The following is a 502-nucleotide window of genomic DNA, read 5'->3' on the forward strand; positions in this document are numbered from 1 at the left end:
AGGATTAGTGAGTCCTCTTTAAGATAATATTCGTTGGAGAATACGCAATGGTGCATGGTCGCTCCCTCCTCCAAATGTTCACGCACGCTCTCCAATACGTGGACTTGGATAGTGCCGTCCGTGAAATGGATACCGAAAAATTTGGATTTAAGTTCTTTGAAACGTTTTTCATCTTCCATTGCCTTCTTTTGTTTCTGTTCTATTTCCTCCCTTTCACGCAATCTGAGAAGTTCCTCGTGTCTGCGGTCGTGTTCGCCTTTAAGGTCTGTTGGGCATAAATATTTTGGATTATGAATATCCTTTCCTAATCTTCTAAGTGTATCTACATAATCACTCCAAAGAGAAATGTCTGCTATCTCATAGCCGTTACGGACTGCAATTTTGTAGGACTGCCATAGTTCCTCAAAAGTCCTCTTGTTGCCAAGAAAGTAATGTAAATGGTCTGTGCGACCTGCCTTTAGCAATGTTTCCACACGGCTGTCTGTAAGCAATGTAGGAATAA

The 502-nt window shown here is 41.6% G+C and carries 1 protein-coding gene; it reads right to left on the minus strand.

Going from position 1 to position 502, the window contains the following annotated elements:
* A partial coding sequence (locus tag HMPREF9304_RS12050; protein ID WP_036929535.1) for a PcfJ domain-containing protein occupies positions 1-502 on the minus strand: 502 nt, incomplete at both ends.

It is taken from the genome of Hoylesella timonensis S9-PR14 (assembly GCF_000762405.1).
Taxonomy (GTDB): Bacteria; Bacteroidota; Bacteroidia; order Bacteroidales; family Bacteroidaceae; genus Prevotella; species Prevotella timonensis_A.